General features: G+C 55.7%; 14 protein-coding genes and 1 pseudogene. 4 read left to right on the top strand and 11 right to left on the bottom strand.

Annotation, left to right across the window (positions count from 1 at the left end):
• Positions 1–14: 14 nt before the first annotated feature.
• Entirely contained in the window at positions 15–449 is a 435-nt protein-coding gene (locus ACR0LH_RS01230; protein ID WP_170389241.1) for a potassium channel family protein, read from the top strand.
• Here the strand turns inward: ACR0LH_RS01230 and cls are convergent.
• The 3 genes from cls to ACR0LH_RS01215 all read right to left on the bottom strand — a co-directional run bounded on the left by cls (position 446) and on the right by ACR0LH_RS01215 (position 4546).
• The gene (gene cls / locus ACR0LH_RS01225; RefSeq protein WP_480719323.1) at positions 446–1858 is read right to left on the bottom strand and encodes a cardiolipin synthase; all 1413 of its coding nucleotides are present in this window, start codon (positions 1856–1858) and stop codon (positions 446–448) included. The genes ACR0LH_RS01230 and cls overlap by 4 nt on opposite strands.
• A 23-nt stretch (positions 1859–1881) precedes the next feature.
• Complete coding sequence (locus ACR0LH_RS01220) at positions 1882–2856, bottom strand: HAD family hydrolase (protein ID WP_480719322.1); 975 nt, start codon at positions 2854–2856, stop codon at positions 1882–1884.
• Between the two features lie 79 nt (positions 2857–2935).
• Positions 2936–4546 (bottom strand): arylsulfatase, encoded by a 1611-nt coding sequence (locus ACR0LH_RS01215; protein ID WP_480719321.1) that lies wholly within the window; start codon positions 4544–4546, stop codon positions 2936–2938.
• Positions 4547–4745: 199 nt separating this feature from the next.
• On the opposite strand from ACR0LH_RS01215, the gene ACR0LH_RS01210 reads away from it, so the two are divergent.
• Positions 4746–5426: a Crp/Fnr family transcriptional regulator gene (locus ACR0LH_RS01210; RefSeq protein ID WP_170481932.1), complete on the top strand. Its 681-nt coding sequence runs from the start codon at positions 4746–4748 to the stop codon at positions 5424–5426.
• A gap of 3 nt (positions 5427–5429) precedes the next feature.
• On the opposite strand, the gene ACR0LH_RS01205 is transcribed toward ACR0LH_RS01210, so the two are convergent.
• From ACR0LH_RS01205 to ACR0LH_RS01170, 8 genes and pseudogenes are all read right to left on the bottom strand, one after another.
• A complete protein-coding gene (locus ACR0LH_RS01205; RefSeq protein ID WP_480719320.1) occupies positions 5430–6650 on the bottom strand; it encodes a hypothetical protein in 1221 nt (406 codons plus the stop codon).
• Positions 6651–6658: 8 nt separating this feature from the next.
• Positions 6659–8164 carry a VWA domain-containing protein gene (locus ACR0LH_RS01200; protein ID WP_480719319.1) on the bottom strand — a complete coding sequence of 502 codons (1506 nt, stop codon included), beginning with the start codon at positions 8162–8164 and terminating at the stop codon, positions 6659–6661.
• Positions 8161–9144 carry a VWA domain-containing protein gene (locus ACR0LH_RS01195; protein ID WP_480719318.1) on the bottom strand — a complete coding sequence of 328 codons (984 nt, stop codon included), beginning with the start codon at positions 9142–9144 and terminating at the stop codon, positions 8161–8163. The genes ACR0LH_RS01200 and ACR0LH_RS01195 overlap by 4 nt, the downstream gene beginning before the upstream one ends.
• Complete coding sequence (locus ACR0LH_RS01190) at positions 9144–9617, bottom strand: DUF4381 domain-containing protein (protein ID WP_480719317.1); 474 nt, start codon at positions 9615–9617, stop codon at positions 9144–9146. The genes ACR0LH_RS01195 and ACR0LH_RS01190 overlap by 1 nt, the downstream gene beginning before the upstream one ends.
• A complete protein-coding gene (locus ACR0LH_RS01185; RefSeq protein ID WP_480719316.1) occupies positions 9614–10567 on the bottom strand; it encodes a DUF58 domain-containing protein in 954 nt (317 codons plus the stop codon). Before ACR0LH_RS01185 ends, ACR0LH_RS01190 begins: the two co-directional genes overlap by 4 nt.
• Positions 10568–10570: 3 nt before the next feature.
• Positions 10571–11548, bottom strand: a complete 978-nt coding sequence (locus ACR0LH_RS01180; protein ID WP_480719315.1) for an AAA family ATPase — start codon at positions 11546–11548, stop codon at positions 10571–10573.
• A 120-nt stretch (positions 11549–11668) separates the two neighbouring features.
• Positions 11669–12758: pseudogene (locus tag ACR0LH_RS01175) on the bottom strand (acetoin utilization protein AcuC).
• A gap of 3 nt (positions 12759–12761) precedes the next feature.
• Positions 12762–13847, bottom strand: a complete 1086-nt coding sequence (locus ACR0LH_RS01170; protein ID WP_480719314.1) for an AI-2E family transporter — start codon at positions 13845–13847, stop codon at positions 12762–12764.
• 166 nt (positions 13848–14013) lie between these two features.
• Between ACR0LH_RS01170 and ACR0LH_RS01165 the strand changes: the two genes are divergently transcribed.
• Positions 14014–14880, top strand: a complete 867-nt coding sequence (locus ACR0LH_RS01165) for a YihY/virulence factor BrkB family protein (RefSeq protein ID WP_480719313.1) — start codon at positions 14014–14016, stop codon at positions 14878–14880.
• Positions 14877–16775: a cytochrome c3 family protein gene (locus ACR0LH_RS01160; RefSeq protein ID WP_480719312.1), complete on the top strand. Its 1899-nt coding sequence runs from the start codon at positions 14877–14879 to the stop codon at positions 16773–16775. Before ACR0LH_RS01165 ends, ACR0LH_RS01160 begins: the two co-directional genes overlap by 4 nt.
• Positions 16776–16867: the final 92 nt, after the last annotated feature.

Genomic DNA, 16867 nt, shown 5'->3' with positions numbered 1-16867 from the left:
AGAGAAACGAATTGATGACCTTAGCGCAGCAGATACTTTGGGGCAGTGTTTACCTTGGCATCTGCTTCCTGATCGAGCTCGCTCTGCTGACCTGGTGTACTCAGACGATCCGGGTGATGTCCTTGAAGTTGGAAAACAGTAAACGGTTCTTCACGATCGCGGCTCCAATTTGTGTGGCTCTTGTGTTCATCATTGCGATTCACACGTTCCAGGTTTGGATTTGGGCCATTGTGTGGGTGCTAGGGGAAACCCTGCCGGACTGGAACTCGGCCCTGTATTTTTCATTGGTGACCTTCACGACGCTTGGATATGGCGACATTGTATTGGGTGAGGACCTGCGCATTTTCGGCGCGTTTGCATCTGTCACGGGTTTGCTGGCCTTTGGGTTGTCGACCGCCTTTATGGTTGCCCTGATGACCCAAGTCTTCAAAGAGGAATTGATGTCCTAGAGGATTGGGGCAAATAGCCGCGCCAGCGGTGAGCCAAAGCGGATAAAGGCGGGTTGCTCGGGCAAATTGAGCTCTAGCTCGTAACAGTCTTTGAAGTCTGCCTTTAACATATTGTCCACAGCCTGTGCTGCACGTTCGTCGAAGAACAGGGCCATTGCCTCAAAGTTCAACCGGAAAGAGCGGTTATCCAAGTTTGTTGTACCCACAGCGGCAATGGTGTCGTCCACGACAAACGCCTTTTGGTGCATGAACCCGTTGGTATAGCGAAAGACGCGTGCACCGCATTCACGAATCTCGTCAAAATAGGCAAAAGCCGCCAGCCAGGGTAGGCGGTGGTCTATCACGTCTGGCACCAGTATCCGCACATCTACGCCGCGCAAGGCGGCATGTTGCAGTGCCGTCATGATGTCGATGTCGGGTACAAAATACGGCGATGCAATCCAGATTCTGTCCTTCGCCGCTGCGATCGCTGCAAAAAACATCATCGCGCCAGTCTCGGTCTCGTCGCCGGGACCGGTGGCAACCAGCAAGGCGTTCATGTTTTGCTCGGCTTCTGTTCCGGCCCAATCTAGCCGGTCGATCAAATCTTCCTCGTGCGCCCAGTGCCAGTCTTCACAGAAGATAAGCTGCAACTGACGGACGATATGGCCGGACATTTTGATGTGAGTGTCCCGCCAATGGCCGAAATGCGGATCCTGTCCCAGATACTCGACACCCACGTTATGACCGCCGATAAAGCCGGTTTCCCCATCAATAATCACCGTTTTGCGGTGATTTCGGTAATTGAGCTGAAATCTGTATTGCGGACCGCGCCGGTCGCGTGGATTGGCGATCTCAACCCCTGCAGCGCGCAGGCTGTCCAGATAAGCTGTTGGCAGGCCATAGCTGCCGACCGCGTCCGTCATGAAGCGCACACTGACACCACGTTCGGCCGCCGCGATCAGCTTTGCTTGAAGTTGCTGGCCCAAAGCATCATCGCGCACGATGTAGAATTGGATCAGGATATAGGTCTGTGCGGCGTCGATTGCTTCAAAGATTGAGTCGAACGTGGCCTGACCGTCGATCAGCAACTCGGCCCCGTTTCCGCGAGACACGGGCAAATGCGCCAGCGCCTCAAACGGCTTTGGATTCACTTTCATGGTTTCGGGATCGGGTTTTGAGAAGTCAGCGAATGTCTTGATGCCCTCGACCACGGTTTCGCTTTGCTTGCGCGCGATGCGGTAGCCGCGAAACCGATGGTGGCCAAGGAACAGATAGAGCGGCACGCCGAACACCGGAGCAGAGATCAACAAGACCACCCAGCCAACCGCGCCCTGCGGCGTACGCGCTGTCTGAGCCGCCCGGATCGCAAAGACAATGGCGGTCACGTAGAGGAAAAAGATGAACGCGGAAACAAGCAGTGTCCACATGGGGTTATCAGTCTCTGTTCTACCTAGTTCGCACCAGTGTAGACGCGTTTCCAATCCTTCGCCATATCGACGATGATCCATCCCATGTCGGGACCTTTGTCCAGCCCGTCCACAAGTTTTCCAATCGGGCTTTCGCGATCATAGGCCCATTCGCGCTCAGCATCAGTGTGATGGATCAGCACCCCAAGACGAGGGCCGTCCCCCGCAGTCGTCCACTCCAACATCGCGAAATCGCCATCCGAGTTGCCGGCCGCAAAAATGGGACGTCGGCCTATTGTTCGTTCGATATTGATCGGTTTTCCGTCTTTATCGTCGATGAACGCAATTCCGGGTGACTTCACAATTGTGGGCGTGCCGTCGATGGAGTCATAGGTGGCGTCAGCATACGTCCCAAGCACTTGCTCGGGCGGAATACCGTATGCGTCCTCGGCGAAAACGCGCATGAAGTGCAGGCCGCCGCCGGACACGATATAGGTGCTAAAGCCTTCGTCGCGAAGGTATCGCAGCAGCTCAGCCATTGGCTGATAGGTCATTTGGTCGTAAGGCAGGCCCGTGTCAGGGTGGCGAGCTGTTTGTAGCCAGTCAGCCACCGCATCTTGAAAATCATCTACGCTGCTACCAGCGTGTGAGGCATTAATCACCTCGATCAATGCCTCGTGGCCCCCTTCGGCGATGGCCTGGACATCACCTTTGGCTGCTGCTTCCAGTATTGGGGTGTTCAGGATAGATGGGTCCGTTTTTGCAAGTTCTTCAAGCCGGTCCATGGCAAAGATCAACTGAAAATAGACCGGCTGCTCGGCCCAGAGAGTGCCGTCATTGTCGAACACCGCAATCCGCTCAGCTGGTGTTACATAGTCCGCGTGGTTCGGATCCGTCACCGCGCTGACGAAATTGACGATCCCGGACTTGCAGTCTCCATCATCCCAACTGGGTAACGGGTCCGCGACCAGCGCCGTCGCCGTTACTGAAAGGAACGTGGTAAAAAGAGCGGCCTTCATAAGAATTTCCCTAACCTCAAATAACATCTGAGAAGGGCCGCCAAGTGCATGGCGGCCCCTTGCTTGTTTTGATCTGGCCTTAGTTGCTTGTCGGCGTGGCCAGTTTCTCCATCACCTGATCCAGGTTGAAGCTGGCCGCCTTCTGACGAGGCGGGAATTCCTGGAACGTCGCAAGGAAGTTTCCGACATACTGCTGCGCAGGCACCAAGAAGTACGCACGGTCCAGCAACCAATCATAGTAGGTGTTGGATGTCCGATACGCGCGTTCATATGGGTCGCGGCGCAGGTTGATGATCAAAGGAATGCGCAGCTCGGTCCAAGGCTCCATCCACGCACGCAGCGTTGCCCAGGCTTTCTGCTCAAGGAAGATCAGTTTCCAGTCCTCAAAGCGCAGCGCGGTCAAGTCGCCATCGTCCGAGAAATAGAAGATTTCCTTGCGCGGGCTTTCTGTGGCCTCTCCGGTCAGCAGGGGCAGGATGTTGTAGCCATCCAGATGCACCTTGTAGTCGCGGCCCATGCCAGAGGAACTGTATCCTGCCTTCAGCTTGTCCTTGATTTCGGGATCACCGGCAACGGCCAGATAGGTCGGCAGCCAGTCCATGTGGTGAACGATTTCATTGGTCACCGATCCGGCTTCGATCTTGCCAGGCCAACGCACCATCGACGGCACACGCCATCCACCTTCCCAGTTGGTGTTCTTTTCACCCCAGAAGGGCGTCGCCGCCGCATCAGGCCACGTGTTCATGTGGGGGCCGTTGTCGGTTGAATAGTGCACAATGGTGTTGTCGGCGATGCCAAGCTCATCCAGCAGATCAAGCAACTGACCCACGTGCATGTCGTGTTCGATCATGCCAGCGGTGTATTCGTCAGCCACTCCGCCAATGATTTCGTTGGCTTGCGCGCGCATCTCATCCTTGACGTGGGTCCGGAAGTGCATGCGCGTCCCGTTCCACCAGACATAGAAGGGCTGACCCTGCTCATGCGCGCGCTTGATGAAGTCGATCGCTGCGGCAACGGTTTCATCATCCACCGTTTCCATGCGCTTTTTGGTCAGCGGGCCGGTGTCCTCGATGGTACCGTCGGCCTTTGACTTGATCACCCCGCGCGGGCCATAGGCTTCGCGGAAGGTGCGACCATCGGCAAGCACCGTGTCGCCCGGATAGTCTTCGTTTTCAGGCTCTTCCTCGGCGTTCAGGTGGTACAGGTTCCCGAAAAACTCATCAAAACCGTGGTTTGTCGGAAGGTGTTCATCTTTGTCGCCCAAGTGGTTTTTGCCGAATTGACCGGTGACATAGCCGTGATCCTTCAGCAGCCCAGGGATGGTCGGATCTTCGACCTGCATGCCAAGATCAGCGCCCGGCAAACCCACCTTGGACAGTCCGGTCCGAAACACGGATTGTCCCATGATGTACGAGGATCGACCGGCCGTACAGGATTGTTCCCCGTAGTAATCGGTAAAGATCATTCCTTCTTTCGCGACGCGGTCGATATTGGGTGTCTGGTAGCCCATCAAACCCATTGTGTAGGCCGAGATATTGGATTGACCGATATCGTCGCCCCAGATCACCAGGATGTTGGGCTTTTGGTCCTGCGCCCACGCGGGAATCGCCAGCGCAACTGCGACGGTAGCCGCAGCAACTCGACGCAATCTTCTGCGCCAATTGTCCGCCGTTGAACGTGGTGGTGACATGGTTTTCTCCCGATTTGAGGGGACCAGCATGGCCCCTTGATACATTCCTAAATTTGGTGCGCTAAGTTGCTTAAAACGCTACCTGAAAGGTGGTTCGACTATGAGCTATGAAAATGCGTAACAGCGGGAATCGAACGGGTTTAGCATAGGCCATGATTTGTGCTAAAAACTTATCAATTGATAAGTTTGGAAATTTCTAATGTTTGACAAAGCTAATAATCTTAAAGCCTTGCGAAATGGTGGGTGGTTCAGCAATCGCTCGGCTGCGTTTCAGCGTGACTTGTTGGAGTGCGGGATCGCAAAGTGCTTTGACGCGTGTGAGGCGCTGTATCACCACGGTGACGCGGTCAACGGAATTTTTGCCGTTCTAAGCGGCGGGGTTCAAATCACCGTTCCGGCCGATGACGGGCAGGAGTTCGTCATTCATCGCGAAGGCGCGGGTTTCTGGGTTGGCGATCTCGCATTGTTCGCGGACACGCCCAGATTGGTCAGCGTTTTGACCACGCAGAAAACCCGTTCTCTATTTTTCCCGAACACTCGTATCGCCAAGCTGGTGCAGGAAAGCCCTCACTACATCCGGGACTTCTATGCGCTGACCCAGGAAAATATGCAAACGGCGCTGCGCATCATGGCCAATCTGGTCGTCACCGGAACAGAAAAACGGCTAGCTCTGCGCTTGCTTCATCTGGATGAGGGCACTTCCAAGTCAGACGGCTGGATTGATGTGTCGCAGGAGGAGTTGGCCGAGATGATCGCCGTTTCCCAGCCGACGCTGCATCGAAGCCTGCACCGGCTGGCTGATCTGGGTTTGGTCGAGGTCGGGTATGGTCGCGTATTGTTAAAGGACAGAAGGGCATTGATCGCGAACTGTCAAAATTGATCGCTATGGGTTGAGGGGCGGCAGCGGTGAGGTGTCGTTCCGTGGTGTGTTCTTAAGGTGATCCAGCGCGGCGATTGCTGCAGACCAATTAGCTTTTTGTTCTGTAGAATTTGGCGCGTATAGCGTAGCCCCAATTTGGGTCAATGCTGCTTCAATAACGCTCAGGTTCGTTTTGTTTTCGCTGCGTTTCTTCCAAAGTTCTAACGCAGAGTATGCGGCGGATAAGTCCTGCGATTTCAGCGCGTGCCTCAACTGGGCAAGGGCAAACTGAGATGATGCCTGATACGCGCGCCTGCGCGCTTTGCGAACATCGCGAAAACGTGGCACGGCCCATCGCAGCCCTGCCCAAGCCAACACCCCAATGAGTGCTAACCACGCCAATGCCCTTAGAACGTCCTGAGGATCCCTTGGTGCGGGTTCGGGCGCCTGTAATTTCAGGTCCACAGACGGTATTTGGATCGTTTCAACCTGATTGGTCCCCAGATTGAACCATTCAAAAACAACCGCTGGAAGCTGCGTGGTTCCGCCGGACTGGGCCAAATATACCACTTCATCTATCCGCTGGCCTGAAAGAACCCCGCGATCTTCGGTTTCCGTAAAGCGCGGTTCTTTTGGATAGGCCCGCAGCAGTTCATCCTGATTTTCCGGGATCAAAGCGGGTATCAAAATCGGTGTTGTCCCGGAAATCCGAGCGGTGAGCCGGCGCGTGATTGATCCTCCGGCCTGTAATTCTGGCGCGCCTTCAAGCTCTTGTTCGACGGTGAAGCCTGTTGCAATTATCAACGGGTTCAGTGTTGAGGCTGCTTTCGGAACCACAGCATTGATAGTCGTTTGGGGAAGTGAGACGGTAACCTCAACCGGTTCATTGCTGTCGGGATCGGCAAATGTGACCGCAATATCCAACTGCCCCAGATCAATCGTGCCGGACCGCAAAGGATAAAGGCGATAACTGCGCTGGACACCTGACCACGTTTCTCCATCTATCGTTTCACTGACAGGGCCGGATGCGCGTTCGGGCAAGCGAACCAGAAGATTTTCCTGCTCCAGAGAGGGAAATATTGGCGGTGACGGCATGTATGTCGGCACCAAGACCTTCATGCGAACAATAGTGGGTTGTCCGACGATAACTTCACCTTCCGGGGTGTCCATGGAAACCAAAGGCTGTATCGTCGGTGACGCTTGCGAAAAGGCGACGGATGGGACCAAAGCCAAGATGAGTATCAAGACGTATCTCATTGTGACTGAACCTGATTTTCCAACAGGAACCGATTTTTGAGAAAGTCCTGCATATCGGTGTCGATTGCGCTGATCCATTGGTCGGCAGACATGGGTTGGGCACCTTCGCTCTGCGCCTGCACAGTTGTGTCCTGACCACGTGCATCTTCATTGTCGAAAACGGTGTCGTCAGCCCCGATGCCGGCTTCTTCGCCCGTATCTGATTGCTCACGTGTGGTTTCTACGAACTCCAGAATAGCGTTGGCAACGACTAGGTTGTGTTGAGCTTCGGGCCAGCCCGGGCGTCGTTCCAGTGCGGTTTCAAAGGCAGAAATTGCCGGGCGGTATTCGCGGTTTCGTATGCGGGCCATGCCCTCGGCAAAAGCGGCCTCTGGTGTGTTCATTGCTGAAAAAACCTCAGCCGCCTCGGGATACTGACCTGCTTTTAGCATCGCATACCCCTTATGGTAGGGGTCTTGGAAAAGCTCTGCGGCTTGGGAGTAATTTTTTCTGTCCATTGCGATCTGGCCTTGCTGGTCTGGTGTGAGAAACCAGTCCCGCCATCCTTGCGCAAAAGCTGGCCCAGAGGGTTGCACGACGAACAGAAGCAAAAGCGCCCATCGAATGACCCATCCTTGCCTGAACCACAGAAGTGACAACAGCGCGGCCGGCCAGACCAATATCCATCCCTTGTCTTGCCAGTCGAGCTGGTCTTCCTCATCCAGCGCGTTGATGTAAGACGTCTGAATTTTCCGATGCAGCCGGGTTATGTCCTGATCACCTGCTGAAAACGGAACCACTGTAGCGTTTTTCAGAGTGTCCAACTGAACGATCCTGTCCCCGTCTCGCAGCATTGTCAGGAACAGCAGGTCCGTCGTAGCGTCCTGCATTTCGGGAATCTGAGACGGCTCGATGTCATCCAGCACATACAAGACAGCGCCGGGCGTGTCAGAGTCCGCCAGTATGTCTTGAGCCATTGCCAATGCGTCGGCGGCAGCATCCCCCTGTTTGGGCATCACGGCAGGAGTTAGCCCTTCCAGCAGCGGTCGAAGGATATTGGCATCCTCAGCCAGTGGCGCGACGCGGTGCGATGTTCCTGCATAGGCGATCAGGGCTGTTCTTGCGCCAGATCGCAAGTTGATCATATCCGATATCTTGTACTTTGCGCGCTCCAGGCGCGAGGGGGACAGATCGGCGCTGTCCATGCTGTCCGTCACCTTTAGCGCGATAACCAATGGTGCTGTGTCCGCGACCAGGGGGTTCGGCGCGCGCGACCACGTCGGCCCGGCGGCCGCCAAAGTGAGCAGTCCCGCGATGAACATCACGATGTCCGCTGGATAGACGCGCCTTTGATCCTCTGCGCCCAGTTGCAAGGCTTTGGCAAGATGAGGCGCTATGCCAGAGGGAAGGTCACGCGGCCCCTTGGCCTTTGGGCGTATAACCCACCAAAGAACCGCAATCGGTATCAACAACAGAAGCCAAGCTGTTCGGATAAAATGAAATTCTGTCAGAGCATCAATCATTGGGTGCTCCGATAACGACGGGAAAAGTGAAAGCCAGCAGAGCTGAGCAAAATCAAAGCAAGGGCAATAATGAGGGGAATATGCGCCAGGTCATCGCGCGGTCGGTAGCTTTGAGTTTCTACAACGCGCGGGTTTTGCTCATCTATCTGTTGATAGACCTGCGCCAGCGCGGTTTCGTCATCGGCAAAGAAATACTGTCCGCCCGTCGCGCGTGCGATGTCCTGTAAGGCTTGCAGGTCTACGCGATCTTCACCGGTTGCATTGGGGTCACCAACCCCGACCGTGTAGATGACGACGCCTTTTTCCGCAGCGATTGAAGAAGCGTTGACTGGTGTCATGCGGCTCGATGTATCGGCTCCGTCACTAAGAACGATCATCAGGCGCTGATCGACTTCGCTGGAGTCAAAAAGGCGGATGCCAAGCCCTATGGCGTCGCCGAGGGCCGTGTTCGGGCCTGCCATGCCAACTTGAGTTTGGTCCAGGAACCCATTCAAACTTTGTAGGTCTTCGGTAAAAGGAGCCTGCACAAAGGCGCGGGTTCCAAAGATGATCAGCGCCATCCGGTCCCCCTGACGATCCTCAATGAACTCGCGCAGAACATCCTTTACGGCAGCCAATCGTTGCTTTGGGGATCCTTCGGTTGACGTGAAATCGCGTTGATCCATAGATCCGGAAATGTCGAGCGCCAGCACTACATCTCGGGCTGATTTCTCAATTACCACCGGCTCGGCCAGCTTTTCCGGGCGGGACAGGGCCGTGATCAATAGAACCCAAACCAAGATAGCCACCGATGACTGAGCCCACGTGCGATTCAAAACAACCGAGCCGGTCTTTGTTTCAATTCCCGCCGCCTCTGCAACATGGCGGAAAAAGGGTATGCGCGTTGCGCTAACCTTTTCTTCTCGTGGAGGAACAAGCCAATATACCAGCACGGGCAGAGGCAACAGTAAAAAGACCCAAGGTGCGGCGAATGAGTACATCAGCCTCTCCTTTCCACCTTGTGGAACTTAATCCAGTCCCGAGCAAGTTTTGCGACTTCGGCGTTTGACGTACCTCCGGCGTAGGGAGCCGTTAGCAATTCATGGCTGTTTGGGTTGGTAAACAGTTTTTTATCAACGGCTTGGTTGAGGAAGTTCAGCCAATCTTGCCCATAGAGGCTGGCGACGGTTTCGCGCGGGTACGCCGCCAGCGCTGTGCGCCGGAGCAGTTCCGCAATCTTTGCAGTATCGTCGCCAATATCTTCAAGTTCGACGAGAGCAGCGCGTCGATACGCGTTTGCCAGACGATGCCGACGGTATCTGTAGGTGACAAAAACGATACCAGCCGCCAAGAAAATACTCAGAACCACCCAACCCCACGTCTGCGGAAGCATGGAAACAGGGTCGGGCGCGGGTGCGAGCGCGAGCATGTCCAGCAGTTCAACCAGCGATTTGCCTTCGACATCAGGGTTCATCGCGCGCCCCTTGGATGGCCAAAAAGCCTGAGCAACTGATCCAGCGCAGCTTCGGACGTGGTCAGCGGAACAATCGGGAACCCATATCGGCGCGACCACAAGTTCAACCGAGACAGCCTGTTTTCCAGCGCGGATTTGATCCGGTCGGACATGTCAGGGGCTGAGCTGTCTATTTCGATCTGGCTAATACCATCCGAAACTGTGAGCTTCACATCCTTGGGCAATACTTGTGAACTCGGGTCGAAGATGTTGAACAGAATTAGATCGTTTGAGCGCGACAACTTGCTGAAAAGGCGCTCGGAATCTTCGTTCAGGCCGTCAAAATCTGAAAAAACGCAAATCAGTGCATTGGTGTGGGCAAGCGCGACCGCTTGCTTGAGTACATCGTTAAGCGCCACCGTCGGGTTCGGGTGCGATGATGCGCTCAGTCCACAATTCAACGCCCCGATTGAGGACAGGAACCGAGACAAAGAAACTGCGCGTCTTTGTGGTCGATGCTCGGCCAGATCCGTGTCGCCAAAGACGATCCCCCCGACGCGGTCCCCTTGTCGCAGAACACGGTGCGCGGCAATGGCGGCTGCTTCGGCCGCGACAACCGACTTTGTATATTCCACGGTTCCAAAGAACATCGACACGCGCTGGTCGACCAGCAAAAGGGCGGGCCGATCCCGTTCTTCTGTGTAAACCCTGACATGCGGCTCGCCGGTGCGTGCGGTGACTTTCCAGTCGATTGTACGAATGTCGTCACCCGGCAAATATGTGCGCAATTCTTCAAAGTTCAGCCCGCGTCCGCGCAGGCGAGACGCGTGACGCCCGTTCAGGATTGACCGCGCAGGTTGCCGGGGCAAAAGGCTTAGCGCTCGCGATTTTGGACCCAATCGCAATAGGTGCTCGGCATCCACATGGATGCGCGGGTCTAGGGGATATGTGGCTGTCTGCGCCAAGGTCACCTCTTACGGCAAGGCCACAAGACGCAGGATTTCGGCAATGACATCATCGGCTGTCTTGGCACTTCCTTGCGCTTCAAAACTTAGGGAGATGCGGTGGCGAAAGACGTCATGGGCAATGGCACGAATGTCGGCGGGGTCGACATAGTCGCGCCCGTTCATCCAGGCATGAGCGCGCCCGCATTTGTCCAACGCCAATGACGCACGGGGGCTGGCTCCGATCTCAATCCATTCCGCAAGCTCATCGCTGAGGTTTTCCGGTGTGCGGGTCGCCTGCACAAGATCGGCCATATATCTATCCATCGCGTCCGAGACATGGACTTGGCCAATTTCGGACCGCGCAGCGAAGACGGCGTCTTGTGGTATTGGGGCAGGGTGTTCGCCTGCCGACCCGCCGCCGGTTGCGATTTCTTCGTTTCGGACCAGACGTATGACTTCGACCTCGTCCTCGACCGGAGGATAGGTGATCTGGACGTGCATCAGGAACCGGTCCATTTGCGCTTCGGGCAGGGGGTAGGTGCCCTCTTGCTCAATAGGGTTTTGCGTTGCCATCACAATGAACAGCGGGTCCATTTTATGCGTGGTGCCCGAGACGGTAACCTGTCGTTCCTCCATCGCCTCGAGCAGCGCGGCCTGAACCTTGGCGGGGGCTCGGTTTATCTCGTCCGCCAAAACGATGTTGGCGAAGATCGGGCCGGGGTCGAAGCGAAAGGTGCTGCCAGTTTTGGTTTGCAGAAACACTTCGGTTCCGGTCACGTCTGATGGAAGAAGGTCGGGTGTAAACTGAATCCGGCTGAAACTGGCATCCATGTTGCGCGCCATCGCTTTGACGGCCCGCGTCTTGGCAAGCCCCGGCAAGCCTTCGATCAAAAGGTTGCCGTTTGCCAGCAAGCCGATAATCAGTCGGTCAATGACCTCGGTCTGGCCGATGATGGCTTGTCCCATTCGGGCCTTGAGGTCGTTTATTTGTTCAAGTGCAGTCATTTTCTGGGGTCCAAATGCAAGCTGGATGCCGTGAAAAGGCAAGTTTGACCTTGGTGAATTCGAGTGGTCTGGAATATGCAGTAATTATCGGACGTTATCAGCCCTTAAGTTGCCGATCCACTATGAAATCCGGTTTGAAAGACGTTGAATGTCAACCAGCAGTTCGGGCCGGATTTCGCCGTTGTTGGGTGGATCGCGAAGTGTATCAAACCAATGCTGGGGTGGGTTTTTCCCAGCAGCCCTGTTCCATGTCAGGTCGCGTAGCACCGACTGAGCTCGCGCGTTCAATTTGTCTGGAATTTCAATGTTGTTGAGCGTCGCCCAGACGCTGCTCCACAGCCGGGCGACTGACCACGGGTTATAGCCACCGCCGCCTAGAACAAGAAGCCGGGGCGCCATATCCCGAAGGCTTGCTACAGCGCGCCATTGGGCGTTGTTTGAGAGGGTCTTCGGCGACCGCATCCGCGCCGCATTGAAGGACAATCGCCTGTGGGCGAAATGCGACCGTAGCGGGCAGGATCACCTGATCCAGAATTGCATAGAACTCATCATCATTTAGACCTCGCGCGACCGGAAGATTGAACGCAGCACCCCCTGCGGTGTCCTCAAGCGCGCCGGTAAAGGGCCAGCGACGTGCCTCATGGACCGAGATCATCCGGACTTTGTCAGAGCCGTGAAAGGCGGCCTCGACTCCGTCGCAATGGTGGGCGTCGATATCTACGTACACGATACGCTCCAAACCCGCACTCAAGAACGTCATGATCGCCAACACGGGGTCGTTCAGATAGCAGAATCCGCTTGCTCGGTTACGAAGCCCGTGATGGGTGCCCCCGGCCGGGTTGTAGATGATCCCCCCGTTTTTCAGCAGGTCTGCCGCCAGTATCGAACCACCCGCCGCTGTTGCGGGCCGACGGTACATCTCGGCGAAAACTGGATTTGAAATTGTCCCGAGGCCATATTTCTCGCGCGTTTCTTCCGACACGGAAAGCGTCTTTTCCGCTGTCTGAAGCGCGGTGATATAGTCAGGAGTATGAAATATCTGAAGGGCGCTTGGCGTTGCGCGCGGACTGGTCCGGTACGGTTCGGGGGGCAGCCATCTCAGCGCCTGACAAAGATCCATAACCGTAGAGACGCGCGGTATCGATAGCGGGTGTTTCGACCCATATGTCGAGTGGCGATAGATTTCCGATCCGAGAAACAGGGGGCCCATTGCTTACGTGTCTTGCCCTGGCCGTTGGTCTTCGCCCAATCGCCCGTCCAGTGACATCAGAATTGCGATCGGGCGCAACGCAGGAATGTGGCTGAATACGATAAGAATGCAGACCGTCAAGGGAACGCTCAAAAAGGCTCCGATCATGCCCCAGACTGTCGTCCAGAAGGTCAGGGCCAGAATAACGAGGAACGTGGACATGTTCAGCGAGCGTCCCAGCATGGCCGGGTCCAGAAAGTTGCCGATCAGGAACTGGATCGTTCCGCAGCCAAACACGATGATCAGGAAAGGCCCGATGGTATCGAACTGAACAAGCGCGATCATCGCCGGAAAGATCACGGCAATGATTGATCCAATCGAGGGGATGAAGTTCAGTGCAAAGGTAAGTACGGCCCATGTCTCGGCGTATTCAAGGCCCAGCATCTTGAAGACCGAATAGCTGATACCGGCCGTAATAATGCTAATGAATGTTTTGACGCCGACGTAACGCTGCAGGCTATAGGAAATCGCATCCAGCACCGATGCGAACTCGGCCCCGGTCTGAGGGTTTCCCGCCGCCAACTGTATCTTTTTGCGAAAGGCCAGACGTTCCGCCATGAGGAATGCGACATAAAGGCTGATCAGAAAAAAGTGGTTCAGCAGCGAAGTGGCGCTGCCCAATAGAACGCGCGCGACGTAGGACATGTCGATACTGATCAGATTGTCCCTGATGAACTTGGTTATGTCATTGCCGACCAGCCCCGTGATCCGGCTCACGGCCCCGTCAAACTGGTTTTCATAGGCGCTGATGGATCGTGCAAATTGGGTCGCCTGACTGCCTAGAATATACATGATCATGAACAACCCGGCCAAAACGACGGTGACGCCCGCTACGTTTGCGATCCAGACAGGGGCGCGGGTCACCGAGATAACGCGGTCGCTGAGTGCGATAATCAGCACGTTGATCAGCAAGGCCATCGTCAACGGGATTAGAAATGCAGACCCGGCATACAGGCCCAGCACGGTCAGCGTGGCAACAATGGCCGTATCGCGGACGACGGCCAGTTTCAGCCGGGGCGTCGTGTACGTATCGTTTTGGTCCAAAGGCATCTTTTTTCCGCCGCTGCGCTGAAATCACCCCGATTTGGATTTTCTGTACCGATCCTGCACAGCCGCGCCGGATTATGCAATGCACGCAAGTGTTTGTGCGGGTTAATTTGTCTTCATGTTGGTTTTGATGGTTCTGTCATCCCATGAGCCGGGGTAGGGTCTGGGCATGAACGCGAACGTGATTCCCCTATTTGGCCGACCTCTACAGGCGCTGTGGCTGGCCCTTGGTCGCTTTGGTGCCAAGAACGGGTTAGTCATGAGCAGTCATGTCGCCATGTCCCTTATGCTGGCTCTGTTTCCGTTCGTTTTGTTTACCGTGGCTTTGGCCGGATCCTTGTCTCAGGATTACGTCACCAACGAACTGATTGAGCTGATCTTCGGGGCTTGGCCACAGGACGTGGCCGATCCCATTGTGGCCGAGTTGCGGGCCGTGCTGGAACAGTCCGGTTCAGGCGTCATAACCATTGGGGGCTTACTGGCCGTGTTCTTCGCATCCAACGGTGTTGTGGCCGTTCGTGCAGCGATGAATCAGGCGTATCATGATCACGATAGCTGGCCGTTCTGGAAAACCCGGCTGTTCTGTCTGGCGTTGGTGGTAATCGGTGGTGCCACGATTTTAGCGATTGCTGCGGTCGAAGTGGTTTTGCCGGTTTACACAAAACTTGTGTCTGAAAGAACCGATGTAAACGTGTCAGAGTGGTTGTCGGTGGATCGGCTGCGATGGACGTTCACGGTCGCGGTGCCAGCCGGAACGGTGATCCTGGCGCATCTTCTTTTGCCGACGCGCCGACATTCCGTGATGCAGATTTTGCCCGGTGTAGTTCTTACGCTGGCGCTTTGGGCTGCCGGGGGATGGGGGTTCTCGATCTATATTGGTCAGTTTGCAACTTACAGCACGACCTATGCGGGATTGGCCGGGGCAATGGCGGCTTTGATCTTCCTGTATCTATGCGCGGCGATCCTGATACTGGGTGCTGAATTTAACGGTGCTTTGATGGACCTTCAAAATTCGGGCAAAGGGACCGTAGATTGAGACACTTCTTTTTCGGTTTATTCGTGCTTTATCCGTCGTTCGCTTGGGCACAGGTCCCGACCTATGTCGGCTCGGATCAATGTACTGAGTGTCATCAGGCCGAAGCCGACGCATGGGCCAGTTCTCATCACGCATTGGCGTGGACCGAGGCAGATGCCGGTCACGTTGCCGCTGATTTTGACGGCACCAGGTTTGAGCATGACGGCATGTCCGTCGAGTTTTCCAATGACGATACCCTGCGTGCTCGGGTCACCGAAAAAGACGGTGTATCGACCGAGTATGATGTGCATTCGGTGGTCGGTATCGCGCCATTGCAGCAATACCTGTTTGAAACCGAGCCGGGGCGTTTGCAGAGCTTTGACGTGGTTTGGGATACCGAGAAGAAGCGTTGGTTTCACCTCTATCCCGATCAGGACCTGCCCCCGGATGACGGGTTGCATTGGACTGGTCCTTACAAGAATTGGAATGCCCGTTGCGCGGAATGTCATGCAACTGGATTTGAAAAGAACTATGACACTCAGACCCGCAGTTACACGTCAACGCAATCGGAAATCGGCGTCGGGTGTGAGGCGTGTCATGGTCCGGGCTCTGCCCATATCGACTGGACAAAAGGTCAGAGCGTTAGCGGCGACCTGACAGAATACGGGTTCAACATGGATTGGGGCAGCGGCCAGACCGAGGCTGAAATCCAGCAATGTGCCGGATGCCATTCGCGCCGCGAAGCGCATGGTGACGGCAATCCCTTGCCGGGAACTCCGTACCACGATGCCTATAACCTCGCGGTGCTGAGGCCGGGATTGTACCATCTCGACGGGCAGATACAGGACGAAGTTTATGTCTATGGATCGTTCCTGCAGTCCAAGATGTACGCGCAAGGCGTAGGGTGCATGGATTGCCACGAGCCCCACAGCGCAACTCTGCTGGCCGAAGGGAATGGGGTCTGCACCCAGTGTCATTCTCTCGCAGGGAACAGTCGCTTTCCGACTTTGAAAGCAAAAGAGTACGACTTGACGGATCATCATCACCATCCTGACGGCAGCGATGGTGCGCAGTGTAAGTCATGCCACATGATCGAGCGTGTCTACATGGGTGTTGACGGTCGGCGCGATCATAGTTTCCGCGTCCCGCGTCCTGACTTGGGGCTTGGCGAAGATGCCTGCACCGATTGTCACGAGGATAAAGATCAGGAATGGGCAGCGACACAGATTGAGGCATGGTTTCCGCAGTCGGAACACCGTGGCGCACATTATGGCACAACGTTCCAGCAAGTGATGTCGGGCCGCGCAGATGGACCCGCCGCATTGCTGGATATCGCCAACGATCGCGGGCAGGCCGGTATCGTTCGCGCAACGGCGGCTTATTTACTGCAGGATTTTGGCTCGGACGAAATTGCGGCACAGACGGTGGCTCTGCTGACCGATGACGATCCGATTGTCCGTGCCAACGCAGCGCCGCTGCAACGACATGCAGGCATGTCGGATCGGGTGCTGCGATTGGAACCCTTACTGTCGGACCCGCGCAGAAATGTGCGGATCGCTGCGGCAAAAGAGTTCCTGACCATACCGCCGCAGGCATTGACTCGTGAACAAGGCGAGCGGGCCGGGCAGGGCATGTCCGAGTGGCAGGGCGCGATAGCCAATCGCCTGGACTTTCCCGAAACGCACATGGTGCTGGGTGGCATGGCATTGACGCTTCGCAATCCAAAAGCAGCCGAGCGTGCCTTTACTGAAGTGATAACCCTTGACCCTCAGCGTGCGGAAGCATGGCCGATATTGGTTCAACTCGTTCAACTGAACCGAGGGGTCGAGGCTGCACGAGACGTTCTTGCCCAAGGGTTGTTGCGGGTTCCGAACCATCCTGAACTGCTGCAACTGCAGGCTCAGATCGGGCGCTGAATTGGCATTGTAAAACCCGCTTTCGGCCATGTTCACGGCAAATTCTCGGGGTATCCAAACCGGAAAGAGTGGAAACTTTCTCGGGTAAGGGG

Source organism: Ruegeria sp. CL6, assembly GCF_056536465.1.
This window is presented reverse-complemented; position numbering and strand designations above follow the sequence as displayed.

Bases quoted from the DNA above. Each gene is read 5' to 3' on its own strand.
- ACR0LH_RS01230 (WP_170389241.1), top strand. From the start codon at position 15: ATGACCTTAGCGCAGCAGATACTTTGGGGCAGTGTTTACCTTGGCATC.
- cls (WP_480719323.1), bottom strand. From the start codon at position 1,858: ATGTGGACACTGCTTGTTTCCGCGTTCATCTTTTTCCTCTACGTGACC.
- ACR0LH_RS01220 (WP_480719322.1), bottom strand. From the start codon at position 2,856: ATGAAGGCCGCTCTTTTTACCACGTTCCTTTCAGTAACGGCGACGGCG.
- ACR0LH_RS01215 (WP_480719321.1), bottom strand. From the start codon at position 4,546: ATGTCACCACCACGTTCAACGGCGGACAATTGGCGCAGAAGATTGCGT.
- ACR0LH_RS01210 (WP_170481932.1), top strand. From the start codon at position 4,746: ATGTTTGACAAAGCTAATAATCTTAAAGCCTTGCGAAATGGTGGGTGG.
- ACR0LH_RS01200 (WP_480719319.1), bottom strand. From the start codon at position 8,164: ATGATTGATGCTCTGACAGAATTTCATTTTATCCGAACAGCTTGGCTT.
- ACR0LH_RS01195 (WP_480719318.1), bottom strand. From the start codon at position 9,144: ATGTACTCATTCGCCGCACCTTGGGTCTTTTTACTGTTGCCTCTGCCC.
- ACR0LH_RS01190 (WP_480719317.1), bottom strand. From the start codon at position 9,617: ATGAACCCTGATGTCGAAGGCAAATCGCTGGTTGAACTGCTGGACATG.
- ACR0LH_RS01180 (WP_480719315.1), bottom strand. From the start codon at position 11,548: ATGACTGCACTTGAACAAATAAACGACCTCAAGGCCCGAATGGGACAA.
- ACR0LH_RS01170 (WP_480719314.1), bottom strand. From the start codon at position 13,847: ATGCCTTTGGACCAAAACGATACGTACACGACGCCCCGGCTGAAACTG.
- ACR0LH_RS01165 (WP_480719313.1), top strand. From the start codon at position 14,014: ATGAACGCGAACGTGATTCCCCTATTTGGCCGACCTCTACAGGCGCTG.